Annotated in this window: 12 protein-coding genes, 1 tRNA gene and 1 pseudogene; 8 read left to right on the top strand and 6 right to left on the bottom strand. The window is 66.9% G+C overall.

Annotated elements, in window-relative coordinates:
* Positions 1-119: 119 nt before the first annotated feature.
* Complete coding sequence (locus tag H074_RS31340; protein WP_007034100.1) at positions 120-638, top strand: 2'-5' RNA ligase family protein; 519 nt, start codon at positions 120-122, stop codon at positions 636-638.
* Positions 639-699: 61 nt separating this feature from the next.
* Here the strand turns inward: H074_RS31340 and gad are convergent, their stop codons facing one another.
* Both gad and H074_RS31330 read right to left on the bottom strand, forming a co-directional pair.
* On the bottom strand, positions 700-2,172 hold the full coding sequence (gene gad, locus H074_RS31335) for a glutamate decarboxylase (protein WP_007034099.1): 1,473 nt from the start codon (positions 2,170-2,172) through the stop codon (positions 700-702).
* Between the two features lie 15 nt (positions 2,173-2,187).
* A complete protein-coding gene (locus H074_RS31330; protein WP_007034098.1) occupies positions 2,188-3,057 on the bottom strand; it encodes a class II glutamine amidotransferase in 870 nt (289 codons plus the stop codon).
* A 725-nt stretch (positions 3,058-3,782) separates the two neighbouring features.
* Between H074_RS31330 and H074_RS31325 the strand changes: the two genes are divergently transcribed.
* From H074_RS31325 to H074_RS31310, 4 genes are all read left to right on the top strand, one after another.
* Complete coding sequence (locus H074_RS31325; protein ID WP_051072041.1) at positions 3,783-4,274, top strand: hypothetical protein; 492 nt, start codon at positions 3,783-3,785, stop codon at positions 4,272-4,274.
* A gap of 17 nt (positions 4,275-4,291) precedes the next feature.
* Positions 4,292-4,921 (top strand): DUF3558 domain-containing protein, encoded by a 630-nt coding sequence (locus tag H074_RS31320; RefSeq protein WP_161630706.1) that lies wholly within the window; start codon positions 4,292-4,294, stop codon positions 4,919-4,921.
* 2 nt (positions 4,922-4,923) lie between these two features.
* Positions 4,924-6,258, top strand: coding sequence for a WXG100 family type VII secretion target (locus H074_RS40420; RefSeq protein WP_039923734.1), 1,335 nt, complete (start codon positions 4,924-4,926; stop codon positions 6,256-6,258).
* Positions 6,259-6,325: 67 nt separating this feature from the next.
* On the top strand, positions 6,326-7,096 hold the full coding sequence (locus H074_RS31310) for an ESX secretion-associated protein EspG (protein ID WP_007034094.1): 771 nt from the start codon (positions 6,326-6,328) through the stop codon (positions 7,094-7,096).
* Between the two features lie 616 nt (positions 7,097-7,712).
* On the opposite strand, the pseudogene H074_RS31305 reads toward H074_RS31310, so the two are convergent.
* A pseudogene (locus tag H074_RS31305) lies at positions 7,713-9,086 on the bottom strand (serine hydrolase domain-containing protein); the annotation flags it as partial.
* 672 nt (positions 9,087-9,758) lie between these two features.
* Here H074_RS31305 and H074_RS31300 point away from each other — a divergent pair.
* Positions 9,759-11,339 carry an amidase gene (locus tag H074_RS31300; RefSeq protein ID WP_007034092.1) on the top strand — a complete coding sequence of 527 codons (1,581 nt, stop codon included), beginning with the start codon at positions 9,759-9,761 and terminating at the stop codon, positions 11,337-11,339.
* A 43-nt stretch (positions 11,340-11,382) separates the two neighbouring features.
* Here the strand turns inward: H074_RS31300 and H074_RS31295 are convergent, their stop codons facing one another.
* Both H074_RS31295 and cuyB read right to left on the bottom strand, forming a co-directional pair.
* Positions 11,383-12,084 carry a GntR family transcriptional regulator gene (locus H074_RS31295; protein ID WP_007034091.1) on the bottom strand — a complete coding sequence of 234 codons (702 nt, stop codon included), beginning with the start codon at positions 12,082-12,084 and terminating at the stop codon, positions 11,383-11,385.
* Positions 12,042-12,863, bottom strand: a complete 822-nt coding sequence (cuyB, locus tag H074_RS31290) for a cysteate racemase (protein ID WP_051072049.1) — start codon at positions 12,861-12,863, stop codon at positions 12,042-12,044. The genes H074_RS31295 and cuyB overlap by 43 nt, the downstream gene beginning before the upstream one ends.
* A gap of 845 nt (positions 12,864-13,708) precedes the next feature.
* Here cuyB and H074_RS31285 point away from each other — a divergent pair.
* Positions 13,709-15,058 carry a serine hydrolase gene (locus tag H074_RS31285; protein WP_007034089.1) on the top strand — a complete coding sequence of 450 codons (1,350 nt, stop codon included), beginning with the start codon at positions 13,709-13,711 and terminating at the stop codon, positions 15,056-15,058.
* Between the two features lie 491 nt (positions 15,059-15,549).
* On the opposite strand, the gene H074_RS31280 is transcribed toward H074_RS31285, so the two are convergent.
* Positions 15,550-15,622 (bottom strand) — tRNA-Ala (locus H074_RS31280).
* A 269-nt stretch (positions 15,623-15,891) separates the two neighbouring features.
* Here H074_RS31280 and H074_RS31275 point away from each other — a divergent pair.
* Entirely contained in the window at positions 15,892-18,045 is a 2,154-nt protein-coding gene (locus H074_RS31275; protein WP_039923728.1) for an RICIN domain-containing protein, read from the top strand.
* Positions 18,046-18,087 lie beyond the last annotated feature (42 nt).

The raw sequence follows: 18,087 nt of genomic DNA, 5'->3' as shown, positions 1-18,087 counted from the left end.
CTGTGTGGTTCACCTCGAACGGCCGGATCGTCCGAGGTGGACGGACTGACGGCCGAAGTGCCGGACCGTGTCCGGGCTGATCATGTGTTTCTCGATTCTTCGCGTGGAGGTACCGATCGATGACCGCGTCGCCCCTGGTGATCACGCTGACCGTCGACGAGGAAGCCCAGGAAGCGTGGGACGTGCTGCGCCGCACGTGGTTTCCGCGGCATCGTCTCAAAATCGGAGCGCATGTCACCCTGTTCCACGCGCTGCCGGGAGAACACCTCGACAGGGTCCTCGATGACTGCCTGAGAATCGCGTCGAGAACGCCGCGTTTCGAACTAAGTGTGCCCGGAGTTCGTTCGCTGGGGCGCGGGGTGGCGCTGGTGTTGAGTTCCCCGGAACTCCTGGCCATGCACGGAGAACTGCGGCAGCTGTGGCGGGAATGGTTGTCCCCGCAGGACGCTCAGCCGCTGAAACCGCACGTCACCATCCAGAACAAGGTCGACCACCGGACGGCTGCCGCCACGCTGGAAACCCTGCGATCCGACTTCGGACCGTCCACGGCCATGGCGACCGGACTGGCGGTGTGGCGCTACCTCGGTGGGCCTTGGGAGGCGCTCGCGCGGTGCTCCTTCGACCGAAGGGACTCGTGAGTGGTAAGGACGGTTCTAACCGTCCTTACCACTCACGAACCCGGCGAGGCGGTTCATCGATTCACTCTCCTACTTCGTTGCCGGATTTGCTTGCTGCGCACGGGACCGCGCTGGTTCGTCGGCTGTGCGGGCGGTGTTCGGCGCCATGGGAGAAGCTTGCCGACTCGCGGCCGTGCTGGGGCTTGTCCTGGCCGCGCAGGCGGGGGAGAGCCCGCTTGAGGGCGTCGATGAGGAGGTCGGCGAGGTCGTGGCTGAAGCCGTTGCGGACGACGATCCGCAGGACCGCGAGGTCTTCGCGATGCTTCGGGAAGGTGTAGGCGGGCACGAGCCAGCCTTGTTCGCGTAGCGCGGCCGAGACGTCGAAGACGGAGTAGCCGGTTTCGTCGTCGGCGAGGGTGAAGGCGAAGACCGGCAGCCGGCTGCCGTCGGTGATCAGCCGGAAGGCGCCGAGGTCGTCGATGCGGCGGGCGAGGTCGGTGGCGACGTCGCGGCAGTAATGCTGGATGCGGCGGTAGCCGTCGCGGCCCAGGCGCAGGAAGTTGTAGTACTGGGCGACGACCTGGGCGCCCGGGCGGGAGAAGTTGAGGGCGAACGTGGGCATTTCGCCGCCGAGGTAGTTGACGCGGAAGACCAGGTCGTCGGGCAGGGCGGCGGCGTCGCGCCAGACGACCCAGCCGACGCCGGGGTAGACGAGGCCGTACTTGTGGCCGGAGGTGTTGATCGAGGCGACCCGGGGGAGCCGGAAGTCCCATTCGAGGTCGGGGTCGCAGAAGGGGGCGATCATCGCACCGGAGGCGCCGTCGACGTGGACAGGGATGTCCCAGCCGTGTTCGTCGTGGAGCCGGTCGAGGGCGGCGCAGATGTCGGCGACGGGTTCGTAGCTGCCGTCGAAGGTGGAGCCCAGGATGGCGACGACGCAGATGGTGTTCTCGTCGCAGTGCCGGGCGGCTTCCTCGGCGGTGAGGTGGAACCGGTCGCCCTCCATGGGGACGAGGCGGGCTTCGACGTCCCAGTAGTTGGCGAACTTCTCCCAGCAGACCTGGACGTTGATGCCCATGACGATGTTCGGCCGGTCGGTGGGCAGGCCGGCGGCGCGGCGGCGGTGCTGCCAGCGGCGTTTGAGGGCGAGGCCGGCGAGCATGCAGGCTTCACTCGAGCCGGTGGTGGAGCAGCCGGTGGCGTTGCCGGGGTCTTCGGCGTGCCAGAGATCGGCGAGCATGTGGACGCAGCGCTGTTCGAGGTCGGCGGTGCGAGGGTACTCGTCCTTGTCGATCATGTTCTTGTCGAAGCACTCGGCCATGAGGTCGCGGGCCTTGGGCTCCATCCAGGTGGTGACGAAGGTGGCGAGGTTGAGCCGGGCGTTGCCGTCGAGCATCAGCTCGTCGTGCACGACCTGGTAGGCGGTGTCGTTGTCGAGTTCTCCGTCGGGGAGGCGGTCGCGGGGGACGGCGACGGGCTCGCGGGTGAAGACGGGGTTGACCGCGACGTCGGCGCGGCGCTGGTCTTGGGGATGGGACGGGTGGCTGAGCGGCATGGGGTCCTCCGGGGGTTACTGGCCTTGTTGAGACGCGGCCGCGTGGGCGCCGAGGTCGTCGAGGGTGAGCGGGTGCTTCGGCGGGTGGTCGAGGATGGTGCGACGGGTGACGACCTGGTCGGGGCCGGCATGCAGCAGCTGGCCGGCTTTGAGGTTGTGCCAGCCGGGGTCTTCGTCCATGCGTTCGCTGGCGACGACGACGGCGCGGTGGTGGGCCAAGGGGCCGGAGCGGGCGCGGATGCGGCCGGCGGCGCTGGCGTGTTCCAGGTGGCGATTGCCGTGCGTGCCGCCGGGAGAACGTTGCAGCACGTACAGGTCGTGGGTGTCGGGGTAGCGCAGCGCCCACAGCTCGGTCGGGGTGTTCAGGATGAGGTTGATCGCGTAGACCGGCAGGTGCTCGGCTGCCCACCGGGCGGCGGCGATGATGCCGGCGCCGACGTCGCCGTGGTGGGCGTCGGTCTCCTTCGTGACGAGGGCGAAGAACCGTTCGGAGTCGGTGTCGCCGTCGACGAGGTGCCGGTAGTCGCCGAGCCGTCGTTCCAGCGCGGGAAGGTCGCCGATGATGCCGTTGTGGGCGAAGAGGCGGTCGTGCTGCCGGAAGGGATGGGTGTTGGCCGGTTCGAGGCCGCCGGTGGAGGCGTAGCGGATGTGCGCGAGGAACGTCGCCGATTCGCACTGTTTGGCTTCATAAGCGAACTTTTTGTCTTCGTACGCCGCCAGCGGCTGCTTCCACACATGCGGTTCGCCGTCTCCGTCGAAGATGCCCAGGCCGGTTCCGTCGGGTTCGCGCCGGCTTTGCGCGGCGAGGCTGTCCGGTGCTTCGAGCAGCCAGAACGTGGCGTGCACCCGGTGTGGTGCGGCGGACAAACCGAACAGACGACACATCTCGTGCCCCCTTCCCACTCGCGGCTTTGTTGCGGATACCCCCGCCACGGTGCGCGAACCGTTCGTTGCTGTGTCAAACGCTTGTTCCGGCTGATCGAGTGGTTGTCCGCTTTCGCGGCGGGTAGTCCTCCGGAGTGAACGTGAAAGTCTTCATCCGCGAGTTCCCGGCCGTCCACCTCGCCATCGGGGTGATCGGCAACATCATCTTCTTCGTCGACCAGCAGTTATTGAGGAGTAGGGCAAACGCGGCGTGTCGTGGTGGCGGGCCTCGTGAGTGGTAAGGACGGTTAGAACCGTCCTTACCACTCACGAGCCCCACCACGGTCCGCCGCTCAGGTCGCCTGAAGTACGTGATGGCCCCCTTCATTGCGCTAGGCGCAATGAAGGGGGCCATCACGTACTGGCCGACCACCTGGGCCGGCCATGCGCCCCGCCACCGCCCACGTCGCGAAAGCCACCTTCGGGACATCCAACGTCGCGAAGGTGGCTTTCGTGACACGCCCCGACACCACGCCACGTTTGCCTTAACCCTCAATAGTTGCGGGGGTGGTCGTCGTCGTGATCTATTGGTCAGTTTCGGTGAACTATTTATCTGCAGCGGTCCACGCGGGGTGATCTGTCGGCTACGGTGATCGGTGCGGCTGATCTGTTGAGCCGATCACGGGCTGATCGGTCGCGCTGATCGAACTGGTGTTGAGGGCGGGCGCGAGGGGACACGAGCAGCCATGACACAGCCAGAAAGACAGGTCGATCCGTGGTTGGCGGGTGTGGATGTCGCCATCGTGGAGCAGGGGCGTGATTATGAGAGAACCGTCGACCATGGGGCGGCCTCACTCGCTGCGGGCGCGGCGGCGGGCGGCTACACGCTGGATCCGGTTGAGGCTCGAGACATGCTCAAGCAGGCTGCCCATGAGTTGGACAGGTTGTACGCGCTCAAGCATCATGCGGAAACACTCAAGAGTGTGCAACCACCGGCATCGGATCCCGCGAGCAGAACGTACAACGCTCGGTTGGTGAACGGTGCGAATGGCGCTTTTGAGCACGGGTTGGCGCAGATCGATAAAGAGATTGCGTATCTTGAACAGCTGAAAGCGAAGATCAAAGAGGCTTTCGCCAAAATTAACGGGCGTGAGGCTACCGCCGAGGACGAGATACGGAGGGTCGGCGGCCAGTCGCTCACTCCGACGTCTCAGTCGGGTACGACGGGGTACTTTTGATGCGCCGGGATGTGCTCGTGACCGTCGCGACGGTCGCAGTTGTCGCGGGCGTGGTGGCCGCGTGCACGGGAAAGGCGTCCGATGGCACGGCGTCGCCCACATCGATTGCGTCCACGGGTGCGGCGCCATCGTCCTCGCCATCGGGTTTGCCGTACGCGGGAGCGCCGAAAGTGACCAATCCCTTGCCGGCGTCGGTGCTTGCTGGCGATCCCTGCAAGGAGGCTCTCACAGCGGCGCAAACGGGTTTTCTTCTGGGCGCACCGTTGGACGTGTTCAACGACACCACTCCGGGGGTCGGCCGGGCGTGTTCGTGGTCGAATCCGGAGAGTGGATCCCGGATCTTGATCACCTATGACACCACCACCGGTCAGGGGTTGAGCAAGGTGTACCAGAACACTCGGCCGAAGTCGGGTGTGTGGAAGCCGCTGGCCAGCGTTGAGGGTTTTCCCGGTGTAGGGCATGCCGGGAATCCAGGTCAGGAACCGCCGGCCGATTTCTGCCAGGTTTCCGTCGGACTCGCCGACGATCTCGCGTTCGACGTCTCGGCTGTTGTCGGCCAGGCAAAGCGAGGCGTTGTTGATCCGTGTGATGCCGCGGGGAAGGCGGCGGAGGCCGTGGTGACCACGTTGAAGGCGAAGGCGGCGTAGCGATGTTTCCGTTTGACCAGCTCGGGACCGCCGCGAAGGCGTTACTGCATGAGGCGAACGAGGCCGGCACCGCGATCGTGGACACTGTCCGGGACGGCGTCGAGTGGGCGCGGGATGTGCTCAGCGGGAACGTGGGCACTCAGGCGCAGCTGATGCCGATACCTGAGGTTGTGCAGCAGATGGCTCAAGGGTCGCCCGACAGTTGGAACGCCAACGCCACCACGGCGCGGGCTGTCGCCGATCGGCACGCGGAGATCTCGAACAATCTCGTGTCGATGCTGAACAATCTGGAACCGGCGTGGACGGGTCGTGCCGCCGAAGCCGCCCGTGGTAACACTCGGCAGTTCACAGAGGTGATGGATTCCGCGCGGGAGGTGTTCACCGACAACAGCGGCAACGTGTCCGACTCGGCGGGTAGTTTCGTGCGGGCGAAGCACTCTTTCGAGCCGATGGGCGCACCGCCGGACAAAGGGTTCTACGATGTGGTGACACCGTGGACAACCGATACCGAAGCCGCGATCGACGCCTACAACAAGGCAGGCCGCCACAATATCGCCGTCTACGACGACTACGCGGCCCAGCTGGACGGGCAAGGTTCGAGTTTACGTGTGGACTACGGGATCTTTCCTTATCGACACGCTGGAGCATTCTCCTCGGACGACTCGACACCCGTGCGGGGTTTCGGTGCACGTAGTGAGAGCGGCGAGGATCATCCGGTGCACTCAAATGGGAATCCGGACATGCCGACGGCGGGTGGTGCGCCTGCGCCTGAGGTGGTCGCTGGTCCTGGTGGGCATATCGACTCTGCACCGGTGACCGGTCCTGGTTCAGCGAATACGCCTGCCGCCGGCAGGGTCCGGCTTGGCGGTGATGAGATCACTGCCGCGAGTTACCACTCCCTCGATCCGCGTGCCACTGTGCCGCCACCGAATGCCGCTGCACCAGGGGTTTCGGGTCCCAGCGGGAGCAATGGCCCTACCGCGGGGGGAGTGAACCTGGTCGGCGGTGCGGGGGGTCTCGGTAGTGCCGGCCGGATTGGTGGTGCCGGGAAGGTGGGCAACGTCGGAGGGGCGGCGGGCGCCGGTCGCCACAGCGGCGCGCGTGGCCTCGCCGAGGAATCAGGACGCGGTGGCGCCGGCACCGGTCGCGGCGCGGGTAGCCGCCTGACCAGTGGGCCTGCCGGGATGGCTCCGGTGGCAGGGCGCGGAGCGAAAGACGAGGACAGGGAACGCACACGCAAGTACGTGCAGGACGAGAGCTTGTTCCCGAGAGCGGACACCAACGACGTAGACCCGACCACGGGATTGCCGCCGGTGCCGCCGACGATCGGCGCGTAATCCCTCACCGATCCCCACCCGACCGCGGGGTTTCCTGTCCGGTTGTTCATGTCGGAGTGTGTCTATCGTGGCTGTCGTCGACCGTCCCATCGTTGTCCCGAAAATGCTGTTCCTGTCCGCGTGGGACATGATCGACGTCAGCGACGGCTTGCCTCCGGCGTTCGGCACGAACCTGCATTATTGGAGCACCGGCGAAGCCCGTCGCGCACTGGAGGACCGGGCACTCGCGAGCCTGGCGGCAGTGGGGCTCGCGCGTAACGGACGGCTCAATCCCCTATGGCGCGACACCGTGACCGCGCTGGGGCAGGCGGACCGCGAGTGGTACGCGTTCTGCAACTTCGCTGACGGGCGCGCCTGCTCGATCCTGATCGCCTCCCGCAGCGGGGATGCGTTGCGGGTCGTCGTTGATGACGAGGTGGTCGCCCTCGCCCCGATTGAGGATCGATGGCATGCCACCGCACTTGTGCAGACGCTGCCGGAGGTGCCGGGCGCGCCGGTGCGGGCAGTGCGCATGACACAGGCCTTCTACGATGACCCCGAACACGACCGAGTCGATCCGTTGGCTGAGCCAGTGGACACACGAGACCGCGACCACCTCCAGGACGTTCTCGCCCGGCCACGGAAGGCCGTGCATCAGATCTACACCGCTCACCGCGCGGACGGACAGCGAGAACGCAGCTCGCCTATCACCGCGATCGACCTCGCCGACCAGGGCGGGCGAATCATGACATATCTGGGCGAAAATGGTGACGTGGTGATGATGCCCGGCACCGGCCACCACTTAGTGGAGACGATCAACAACACCATGAACAGCCTCGGCGGAAAGAAAGCCGGTTAGTGGTGGCCGGTACCGGCTGTGATGTGCGTGACCGCCTGGCGTCTCGCGCGACACTCGCCCAGAAATGGCAGTGTCAGGTCATGGTTGCCGCAGCGCCGAAGAGAACCCGATACCGCCGCTCGGCAAGGAACTCCGGGAGACGCTGATCGACGCCGTGGCGAGCCGCGCGGCGCGGGAAGACGACGAGTTCGGCGCCCTCGTCGGAACTGCGCCGCCTGCACGGGCATCCAGCGCATCCCGCACAGCTTCCGCCACCACAGTGCTCGGCCTCGCCCGAGCGTGCGGACTGTCCGCCGACATTTTCCCGGCATCGTCGACGATCTCACTGCCGCACCGTCCACATCGGACAATGTCGCTCGCCGGTCAGACCCCGACGATCTGCGCGTGCTGGTGGACCGTCTGCGGCGTGAGAATCATGACCTGCGCGCGCAACTCGATCTCGCCTACACGCAGATCCAATATCCCGCACTCTTCAACGAGAAACTGCGTCTTCACTCGGCCCTGGCAGTTCTTGGGATTCCCCCCGGCCGGGGCGCGGCACTGACCGTGACCGGGCTTCTCCGTCTCGGTGTAAGCCGCGTCGGGGTCGTGTTCCGTCCGTCCGGAGACGGTGTTTTCAGGAGGTTTTCGGTGTCGCGCGTGCGCCGTGGTGCACGTATCGTTCCCCGCTGGGAAGTGCGTAGAACGTGACGGGTGTCCATCGGTGAGTTGCGGGCGCTCGGAAGACGAAGAGTGAATCGGTTATGGGGACCAAGGTGTATTCGTGGACCGGTTGTGGGGTCAGGTCTGCCATCGGTCCGGTGATGATGTGACGCATGCACAGGTTCTCGTCCTTTTCGAAGATCTCGATCCGGGTAGCGGAGCGTTCGTAGGTTCCGAGGTGGTGCCGGGTATCGACGTTCGGTGGGACGTCGGCGGGTGCCGGCTGTACGGGAAGGGTGACATCGACGAGGTCGGCGAAGATCTCCCGGTAAAGGTCCGCGTAAAGGTCTCCTACGTTGCCGCCGTTGGTGAGCAGTACGACCGCGAGGCCTTGGTCGGGCAGGATGCGGAGGTAGGAGTTCTGTCCGATGGTGCCGCCGTCGTGCCCGAGCAGTCGTTGCCCGTCCCAGGCGAACCGGATCCAGCCCAGTCCCCAGGAATCGCCGAGTACGTGGACGTCCGGGAGGGTGGTTTGTTCCCGGGCCATCTCGGCTGTCGCTTCCTCGGACAGGAGCCGGGTGCAGTCGGCGGCGAGGCCGCCGGTGAGGTGGAGCCGGGCGAAGGCCAGCACGTCGGCGGCGGTCGAGTTGATCAGCCCGGCCGGTCCTGCCGAGCGGGGCAGCCCCCATACCGGTGCGGGCCGCGGGGTGCCTGTCTTGTCGGGTAGGTGTCCCATGGCGACGCGGAATCGCAGGGCCTCCTCCGGGAGGGTTCCGGTGTGGGTGAGCCCGAGCGGGGTGAAGAGCTTGTCGCGCAGGGCGGTGTCCCAGGTCGTGCCGGTCAGCTTCTCGATCACCCGGCCGGCCAGTCCGAATCCTGAGTTGCAGTAGGAGAATGTCGCGCCGAGCGGGTGATTCTGCGCGGCGTTGGCGAGGCCGGCGACGTAGCGTTCCAGGCAGTCTGCGCCTCGGCCGGTATCGGTGAAGACATCGCCGTCGATGCCACTGGTGTGGGTGAGAAGGTGCCGCATCGTCACCTTCCTGGTGACGACCGGGTCGGCCAGCTTCAGTTCGGGCAGGACCTCGACGACAGGGGAGTCCAGGTCCAGCAGGCCTTCGTCGACCAGTCGCATCACCACTGTCGCGGTCCAGACCTTGGTGATCGACCCGATCTGGAAGACCGAGTCGTCGGTGACCTCGACCCCCGTGGCGGAATTGAGCACCCCGTGCCGTGCCAGGACGACCTCATCGGCGCCTTCGCTCAGCCGCAGGATGCCCAGCGTGGCACCCGGCACTCGATGCCGGGTGGCCAGATCGGTGAGCCGTCGCTGCCAGTGCGACTTGTCGATGACGGTATTCAAGGTGACAACCTCCGTTTCCGTGCCCGGTGATGGAAAGCGTGTATTCGGGGCGCTGCCCGTTTCAGGCGAGAATGGATCAGTTGGTATTCACTCGCAGATTAGTCCTCGCGGCAGCGTGCTCGGTTCGTTCAATTCGACGAAGTGGATCGGTCGATCTCGTGCCCGGATACGAACCCTCGTCCCTCGTGCGTGAGATGGTCGGGACTGCCTTGGGTGGGACTTCGGCATGTTCGTACCGGGTGCCGCTTCTGCGTGCGGTTGCGCACCGAAGCCCGGTTCGGTCTACTCCCTCCGGAGTTACTCGATCTTGAGATCGTCGAGGCAGCAGGAAGCGGGATTCCCCAGGTGAAGCCGAGAAGCTGTGGTTCCTGTTCCGGGAGGATGCGATCACCCGGCCGGATGATCCGGCGTGTGCGCTGCCCTGGTGAACGTGTTCCATTGTGGACGGGGTGGGGTTAACCCCACCCCGAGTGGGCAGCTGGTGTCATCGCCTCGGGCCGGTGGACGGCTTAAGGTTCAGCTATCCGGAATTGGAGCCGGTACACGCGGCAGGAAATCGATCCCCGCGTCAGAAAGTTCACCATTTCGGGGCGCCGTGAACGGTGCTCGAACAAGGAGGAAACAATGCGTTCGTCAGGTCGAACACGACGGCGTGGGATCGTGGCCGCATTGACAGGTGTCTGTCTTCTGCTGCCCGCGGCGGCGCACGCCGACGACCGCACGACCTCGCTCCCGGACGCTGAGATGAGCACCGTTCTGGACCGGCTGACCATCCCGGATCTGCAGCGGGCCATGGACATCCGGCTGCTGAGTTCCGAGCGGCTCACCCGCGGCTACCTCGATCGCATCAACGCTGTGAACCCGCGTCTGAACGCGGTGGTGCAGACGAATCCGGACGCGCTCGCTCTCGCGCGCCAGAGTGACAGCCGCCGTCGCGCCCATCAGGCGCGGGGGCCGCTGGAAGGTATTCCGATCCTGCTGAAGGAGAACATCGACACCGCGGACCGGCAAACCACCACCGCGGGTTCGACCGCGTTGCGCACGGCGAAGCCGGCCAAGGACGCGTTCCTGGTTCAGCGCCTGCGTGATGCGGGCGCGGTCATCCTCGGCAAGGCGAACATGTCCGAGTGGGCCAACTTCTACGGCTCCAGGCAGATCCCGGGCTGGAGCGCCGTCGGTGGGCAGACCCGCAACCCCTACGTCCTCGACCGGAGCCCGTGCGGTTCGTCCAGCGGTTCCGCCGCCGCGGCGGCGGCCGGGCTGGCGACCGTGACGATCGGTACGGAGACCGACTCCTCGATCGTGTGCCCGTCCGCCGCGACGTCGACGGTCGGCGTGAAGACCACGCTGGGGGTGGTCAGCCGCGGCGGTGTCGTGCCGATCACGAACCAGCACGACACTCCCGGCCCCATCGCCCGCACGGTGACCGACGCGGCGCTGACCCTCGCGGTGATGGCGGGAGCCGACGCGACGGATCCGGCCACGGCACCGGTGGCGGGCGCCCTGCCCACCGACCACCGCACCATGCTCGATCGCGATTCGTTGCGCGGCAAGCGGATCGGTGTGTGGCGCAAGGGGCACGAGGGAATCGACCGCGATGTCGACCGGGTCTTCGAATCCGCTGTTCAGCGGCTCCGTGCGCTGGGAGCGACCGTCGTCGAAGGGGCGGATGTCCCCGACGTCATCGGAATGGTCCAGCCGCACTTGCTGCCCGCCGTGCTGACCGAGTTCAAGCACGACCTCAACGGCTATCTCGCGGCGACCCCGGGCGGGCACCCCAAGAACCTCACCGACCTCATCGCCTACAACAAGAAGTACGCCGCGATCGAATTGCCGGGCTTCGAGCAAGACCTGCTCGAGATGGCCGACAAGACCGACGGAGACCTGAACGACCCGGTGTACCGCGCCCACCGGGCGGCCGCGACCGGACAGGCCCGGGACTCCATCGACGCCGTCGTGAAGAAGTACCGTCTCGACGCGATCGTGACGGCCACCGACCTGCCCGCCCCACCCATCTTCGGAGGCGGCGGTAGCCCCTTCGTCAGCAGCACCCGCAGCACGTCGACAGCCGGGTATCCCCACATCACCGTTCCGGGTGGCTTCGCCCGGACGGGGCTGCCGATCGGCGTCTCCTTCCTCGGCACCCGCCTCACCGACGCGTCCCTGCTCGGTTACGCCTACGCCTACGAACAGGCCACCCACGCCCGGAAGGCACCGCACTACCTGCCCACCGCACGCTGACATCACGGCCTGACCACATCCGGCACCGCAGTACCGGATGTGGTCAGGCCTTCGCGCGTGACTCCGGCACAGCGAGGTCGTCGGCATCGAAGAGCTGGTCGATGAGCCCGCCCAGGTGTGTCCAATGCCCACTGGAGAGGGCCGCGGCGCCGTCGGCGTCTCCGGCGGCGCACAGGCGAAGAAGCTCCTCGTGGTGGGCGAGGGTGTCGTGGCCGCCGAGCAATGTCGAGAACTTGCGGTGGAGGATTCGGTGGATCTGCGGGTGCAGCTGATCGATGACCCGGCGCAGGACGGCGTTTCCGGCAGCGTCGATCAGCACACCGTGGAAGGCGTCGTCCGCCGTGAAAGCGGAGGCGACGTCCTGCCGGCCGACAGCACGAGCGAACCGGTCGTTGGCTCGCCGCATGCGACCGATGTCGTTCGCGGCCAAGCGGGGAACCCCGGTCCGGACAGCGAGCTCGTCCAAGGTACGGAGCACGGCCAGAGTGGCCGCGACATCCTGGCGATCAAGTGTGGTGATGCGGGTGTAGACACCGGGTTTGGCCTCGACGAGGCCGGTGTCGGCCAGCCGGGTCAAAGCCTCGCGGACCGGCGTGCGGCTGAGCCCAAGGCGCTGGGCGAGGTCACCGTCCTTGATTCGCTCGCCGGGCGCGAGATCACCGCTGATGATCGCGTCCTTGAGACGTTCGTAGGCCGCGTCACTCAGCCGCTGTCTCTCCAGCGGTACTTCGTCCCATCGTGACATTCTGCGTCCAGTATATCGCGCCTCGGCTCACTCGCCCTCGCTGACAGGTGCAAGGCGACGAGTGTTCGCACGAGAACCTGGACCGGGTCGATCAACGGAACCAGAAGGTCCCGCGAGTCCAGGCCGAGCGGCACTTCGCTGCAGCCTGCGATGACCGCCTGCGCGCCGCGACCGACGAGGCGACGCGCCGCCGTGCGCAGCAGCTGCGAGCTGGTCTCGCCGGCTTTGATCGACCGGATCGCGGCCATCACCTCATCGGCTTGCGATACCGGGTCCGGTTCCAGCACTGAGATCCCGGCGTCGGTCAGCCAGCCGTCGTAGAGCTTCGTACGCAGCGTGCCTGTCGTGGCGAGCAACCCGACCCGCCGTACCGACGGATGATGACGTGCCAGGTATCGACCGGTTCGCTCGGTCATGTGCACGAGTGGAACACCCGCCTCCTCGGCCACGGCGGGCAGGAAGGCGTGCGCGGTGTTGCAGGGAACGGCGATGACGTCCGACCCGGCCGCGGCGAGCACGCGGGCGCCGCGGAGCAACCACGGCGTCGGGTCGGTGCCACCCTCGAGCAAGGCCCGGCTGCGATCGGGCACCGTGGGATCGCACCACAGCAGCACGCGCAGATGGTCTTGATCCGTCGTCGCCGGTGTCTCCCGGACCAGCCTCGTGTAGAAATCGGCCGTGGCCGCCGGGCCCATGCCGCCGAGCACACCGACGAGGGGGCCGGCGGACCTGAGGTGAGCGGGATCGTCCTCGGGTCGCCCCGGATCGTCGCCCGGCATCTGCGGGATCACCTCCGCTCGTGATCGACAGCTGCAATATATTGCATGTTGCATGACGGAAACAGGCGGCCGTCGTTTCCGCTCGAAAAGAGGCATCACGGCCACGGCCCCCAAGGACGGAGGTAGCGCTGGCTATACCCCGGTTCGGGCAGAGAACGGGATTACGCGCGTCGAGGTCGCCTTTAGGTTCGATCCCGTGAGCAATGAGAACGATCGCGGGCAGGCGCACCCGGGAACGAGCGCCGGACATCGCGACCCTGCGCGGTGGTGGGCATGCCCGGCCGTCGCGCCACCGAGGAGCAGTCCCGGACCCTCGCGCCGGGCAAGGCGGGACTCGCCACCGACGATGCGGTAGCCGGTACCCAGTTCGGCATCCTGTGCAACGACACGCCCTGGAACCGCGACCGCGCTCGGTTGGCCGCAGAGGGCGAGCGTCTCGGCAGGGTCTATCCCTTCGCGGGCCACTGCCAGCTCGGCGCGCCCTGCACCTTCTGGAACCGCCCGGCCGTACGGCTCAAGACCCCCACCGGGCACGGTGTACCGCTGGTGCTGATGGTCCAGTCCGGACACGACCCGGCCACCCCGCTCGAAGGGAAAGTCCCGCCACGCGATGTCGCCTGTGCCGGAACGCCGCTGCCGGACCCCGCCGCACCGGCCGGCTCACCGAGGGCAGCCAGACGGCCGACGACTCGACGGCCCTTCACCGGTTCGCGGGCTGACGCCACCGGCCCCGGCCACTGTCCGGCGACACGAAACCGGCCGGCTTTTTTGGTTGTCCACAACGGACAGGCACTGACGCCGGCCGCATACCGTCGATCTCACCACCCACGACAGGAAGGCGACCGATGGCGGACTCGTTCCCTGAACTGCAGGCTCTGCTCGACGAGACGGCGGGCAAAGCCGGCGTGCCCGGCGCCGCGGTCGGCATCCATCACGGCGGCCAGGACACCGTCCTGACCACGGGGTCGACCTCGGTGGAGGGAGGTCAAGCGGTCGACGAGAACACCCTCTTCATGATCGGGTCGACGACGAAGACCTTCACCGCCGCTCTGCTGATGACCTTGGTGGAAGAGGGAACACTGGACCTGGACACGCCGGTCGTGGACTACCTGCCCGAGCTCGAACTCGCCGACCCGGCCGCGCGGGAGCGCGTCACCGCCCGCCACCTGCTGACCCACACCGGCGGATTCCTCGGCGATCGGGACATCGAGACCGGCTGGGGAGACGACGCCCTCGCCGCCGCGGTCCGGCAGTTCGGCGAACTCCCGCAGACCTTCCGGCCCGGGAGCACGTTTTCCTACAGCAACACCGGATTCCTGCTCGCGGGTCACCTTGCCGAGGTCCTCACGCGAACCCCCTACGAAGACCTGGTGCGAACGCGGATCCTCGAACCGCTCGCCATGAATGAGTCCTTCTTCCTGCCGTGGGAGGTGCTCCTCCGCCCGCACGCTGTCGGGCACACGGTCACGGACGGGAGTCCCGCGGTGTCCCGGTCGCTGGGCATCAACCGGGCCGGGAACCCGGCGGGTGGACTGTGGTCCTCGGCCCGCGATCAGCTTCGCTGGGCGCGGTTCTTCCTCTCGGGCGACACGAGCGGATCGCGGCCCGTCAGCGACGCGGGACGGACCGCGCTGATCCAGCCGCAGCGACCGGCGGCCCTGGCGTTTGAAGAAGTCGGGCTGTCGTGGCTGCGCACCCGGCACGGCGACACCGGCCTGGTCCGCCACGGCGGCAACGTCAGCTTTCTGCAGGTGTCGGAGTTCGTGATGATCCCGGAGCGGGAATTCGCCGTCACGGTGCTGACGAACAGTGGAGGCGGCGGGGCCTTGGGCACCGCGGTCCTGCACTGGGCGACCGAGCACATCGCGAACTTGGCTCCTCCTGCGCCGCGGCAAGTCATCGACGCTCCGGCGAGCCGTCTGGCCGACTACACCGGGCGGTTCGAAACCGGCGATCTCGCCATCGACATCACCCTGTCCGGTGACGTGCTGCAAGCGCAGATGGTGGTCCCCGAGGACGCGGGAGTGGCCGCGCCCCCGCCCTTCGAGATCGCGTTCGTCGACGACGACGTCTTCGCCCGGGCGGCGGACACCCGCCACCGCAGCGGACGGTTCCTCCGGAACGAGCACGGCCAGGTCACGCTGGTGGAGATGGGCGGACGCACCGCGGTGCGTGATACCCGGCCGGTCGTGTGATCGCAGGAAGCGTCAATGACTGTTTCGCTGTCGTCTGTTCGAGACGGTGCTCGACGGTGTCCCTCATCGGGGCCGAACGGTGTGGAGATTGTCATGGCGTGGGTTGGGCAGACGGGGCAGGCCTCGTGGCGGGTTCGGGTTCCGCCGGGCTGATGGGTCGGTTGGGTCATCACCTGCCGAACCGGGTGATCGAGGTCTACTCGCACGTGGCGTCTGAAGTGGAGACGAGGTCGCTCGCGGATCTGCGACGTCGTTGGCACAAGGCCACTCGCAGTCCCCACCCTGAGGGGCCGTGGCAGAAGGCGCCGGTGACTACCCGGTCGCGGACCGCTGCGCAAACGTAAGCGGCCCGGTTTCTGCTGCTCCCGTCGCCGCTGGCAGGAGGAACAACGAGAGCGCCGGTCAAAGTGGATCGCCCAAGATCGACCCGGACACGAAGAAACCCCCCCGACCTGCCGGAACGGCGTGATCGAAGGGGTTCTACGAGAGAGTGGAGCTAAGGGGACTCGAACCCCTGACCCCCTCACTGCCAGTGAGGTGCGCTACCAGCTGCGCCATAGCCCCGGAGCGGTTTTGTTCTCCGCATCTCGTGTGTCCATACATTACACCGCCCGTGCGGGCCGTTCACGCGGGGGTCACTCTATGCGGCCTTGGCCGGTCGAAGTGGCGCTGACCTGCATCTTTGAGGCTTATTTTTAGCCGTGTATTGACTCCGCGTGTGACCGCCGTTACGTTTTCGACCATCGTGACGCCGAGGTCCCCGCCCGCTACGCCGCGTCTCCACTGGGCTCCGCCTCAGCTCGCCCTGCCCGAATGACGCGGAGGAGGTCCCGATGAGGGCCAGAGCAGTCCTGATAGCCCTGTTTTCCCTGGTCGGAGCACTGTTGGTGGTGACTCCGGCGGCGCAGGCGGCCATCGTTCCCGACACTTGGTACACGGTGACGACCACCGGCGGGAAATGCGTGGACGCGCGCGCCGCCGGAACGGCGAACGGGACGGTCGTCCAGCAGTACGTCTGCAACCAGACCTTTTCCCAGCAGTGGCAGTTCCAGCCCACCTCGGGCGGCTATTACCGGGTCAACACCCGCAACAACCCGGCGCAGGTGTGGGACGTCGCCGAGGTGTCGACGGCCGACGGCGGGCTGATCCATCTGTGGGCCTACGGCGGCGGGAACAACCAGCAGTGGCAGCCGGTCGAGGAATCAGGTGGGGCATATCACTTCGTGAGTCGCAACAGCGGCAAGTGCCTGGACATCCCCGGTCTTTCGACCCAGGACAGCACCCAGCTCCAGCAGTACGCCTGCAACGGCACCGGCGCCCAGTCCTTCCGGCTCACCCCGGTCTCCGGCACCGCGAACCCCGACCTCGGGCCGAACGTGCTCGTGTTCGACCCCGGTATGTCGCAGTCGGCGATCCAGTCCCAGGTCGACAGCGTGTTCTCGCAGCAGGAGACCAGCCAGTTCGGCCCGAACCGGAAGGCACTGCTGTTCAAACCGGGCTCGTACAACGTCGACGTCAACGTCGGCTTCTACACGCAGGTGCTCGGGCTCGGCCTTTCCCCCGACAACGTGACGATCAACGGCGCGGTGCACGCGGAGGCCGACTGGTTCCAGGGCAACGCGACACAGAACTTCTGGCGTGGCGCGGAAAACCTGTCCGTGAACCCCAACGGCGGCACCGACCGCTGGGCCGTTTCACAGGCCGCGCCGTACCGCCGCATGCATGTCCGCGGCAACCTGCAGCTCGACGACGGCGGCTGGTCCAGCGGCGGGTGGATGTCCGACGTGAAGGTCGACGGTCAGGTCCGGTCCGGCTCGCAGCAGCAGTGGATCTCGCGCAACTCGCAGTTCGGGAGCTGGAGCGGCTCCAACTGGAACATGGTGTTCGCCGGCGTCGGCGGCGCGCCGTCGACCAGTTTCCCCAATCCGCCGTACACCACGGTGAACACGACGCCGGTCGTGCGGGAGAAGCCGTTCCTGTACGCCGACAACGCGGGCGCGTACCAGGTCTTCGTGCCTTCCAAGCGCACCAACGCCTCCGGCATCACCTGGGGCGCGGGCCAGCCGGGGTCGTCGCTGCCGATCAGCCGGTTCTTCATCGCGAAGCCCGGTACGACGGCATCGCAGATCAACGCGGCCCTCGCCGAAGGCAAGGACCTCCTGATCACCCCGGGCGTCTACCACCTCGACGAGACGCTCCGAGTCACCCGGCCGGACACCGTCGTGCTCGGACTCGGCCTGGCGACGCTGATCCCGGACAACGGCATCACCGCGATGACGGTGGCCGACGTCGACGGCGTGAAGGTGGCGGGCGTGCTGATCGACGCGGGCACCACGAACTCGAACACGCTCATGGAGGTCGGCCCGGCGAACTCGGCGCAGGACCACTCGGCCAACCCGACTTCGTTGCACGACGTGTTCTTCCGCATCGGCGGGGCCGGCGTCGGCAAGGCCACCAACAGCCTGGTGGTCAACAGCGACGACGTCATCGGTGACCACCTGTGGATCTGGCGCGCCGACCACGGCAGCGGGGTCGGGTGGAACACCAACACCGCCGACACCGGCCTGATCGTCAACGGCGACGACGTCACGATGTACGGCCTGTTCGTCGAGCACTACCAGAAGTACCAGACGATCTGGACCGGCGAGCGCGGCCGGACGTACTTCTACCAGAACGAAATGCCTTACGACCCACCGAATCAGGCCGCCTGGATGAACGGATCGACGCGGGGTTACGCGGCGTACAAGGTGGCGAACTCGGTGACGAACCACGAGGCGTACGGGCTCGGCAGCTACTGCTACTTCAACGTGAATCCGAGTGTGGTGGCTGATCGCGCGATCGAGGTGCCGAGCAACCCGAACGTCCGGTTCCGCAGCATGGTCGCCGTCTCCCTCGGCGGGAACGGGACCATCAGCCGGGTGATCAATGACCGCGGCGGACCCGCGAACTCGGGATCGAACGTGGCCAACCTGGTCGCCTACCCCTGATGACCCCGGTGCGCGCCGTGATGGCGGTCGCGGCGCGCACCG

This window comes from Amycolatopsis decaplanina DSM 44594 (genome assembly GCF_000342005.1).
GTDB classification, from domain to species: Bacteria; Actinomycetota; Actinomycetes; order Mycobacteriales; family Pseudonocardiaceae; genus Amycolatopsis; species Amycolatopsis decaplanina.
This window is presented reverse-complemented; position numbering and strand designations above follow the sequence as displayed.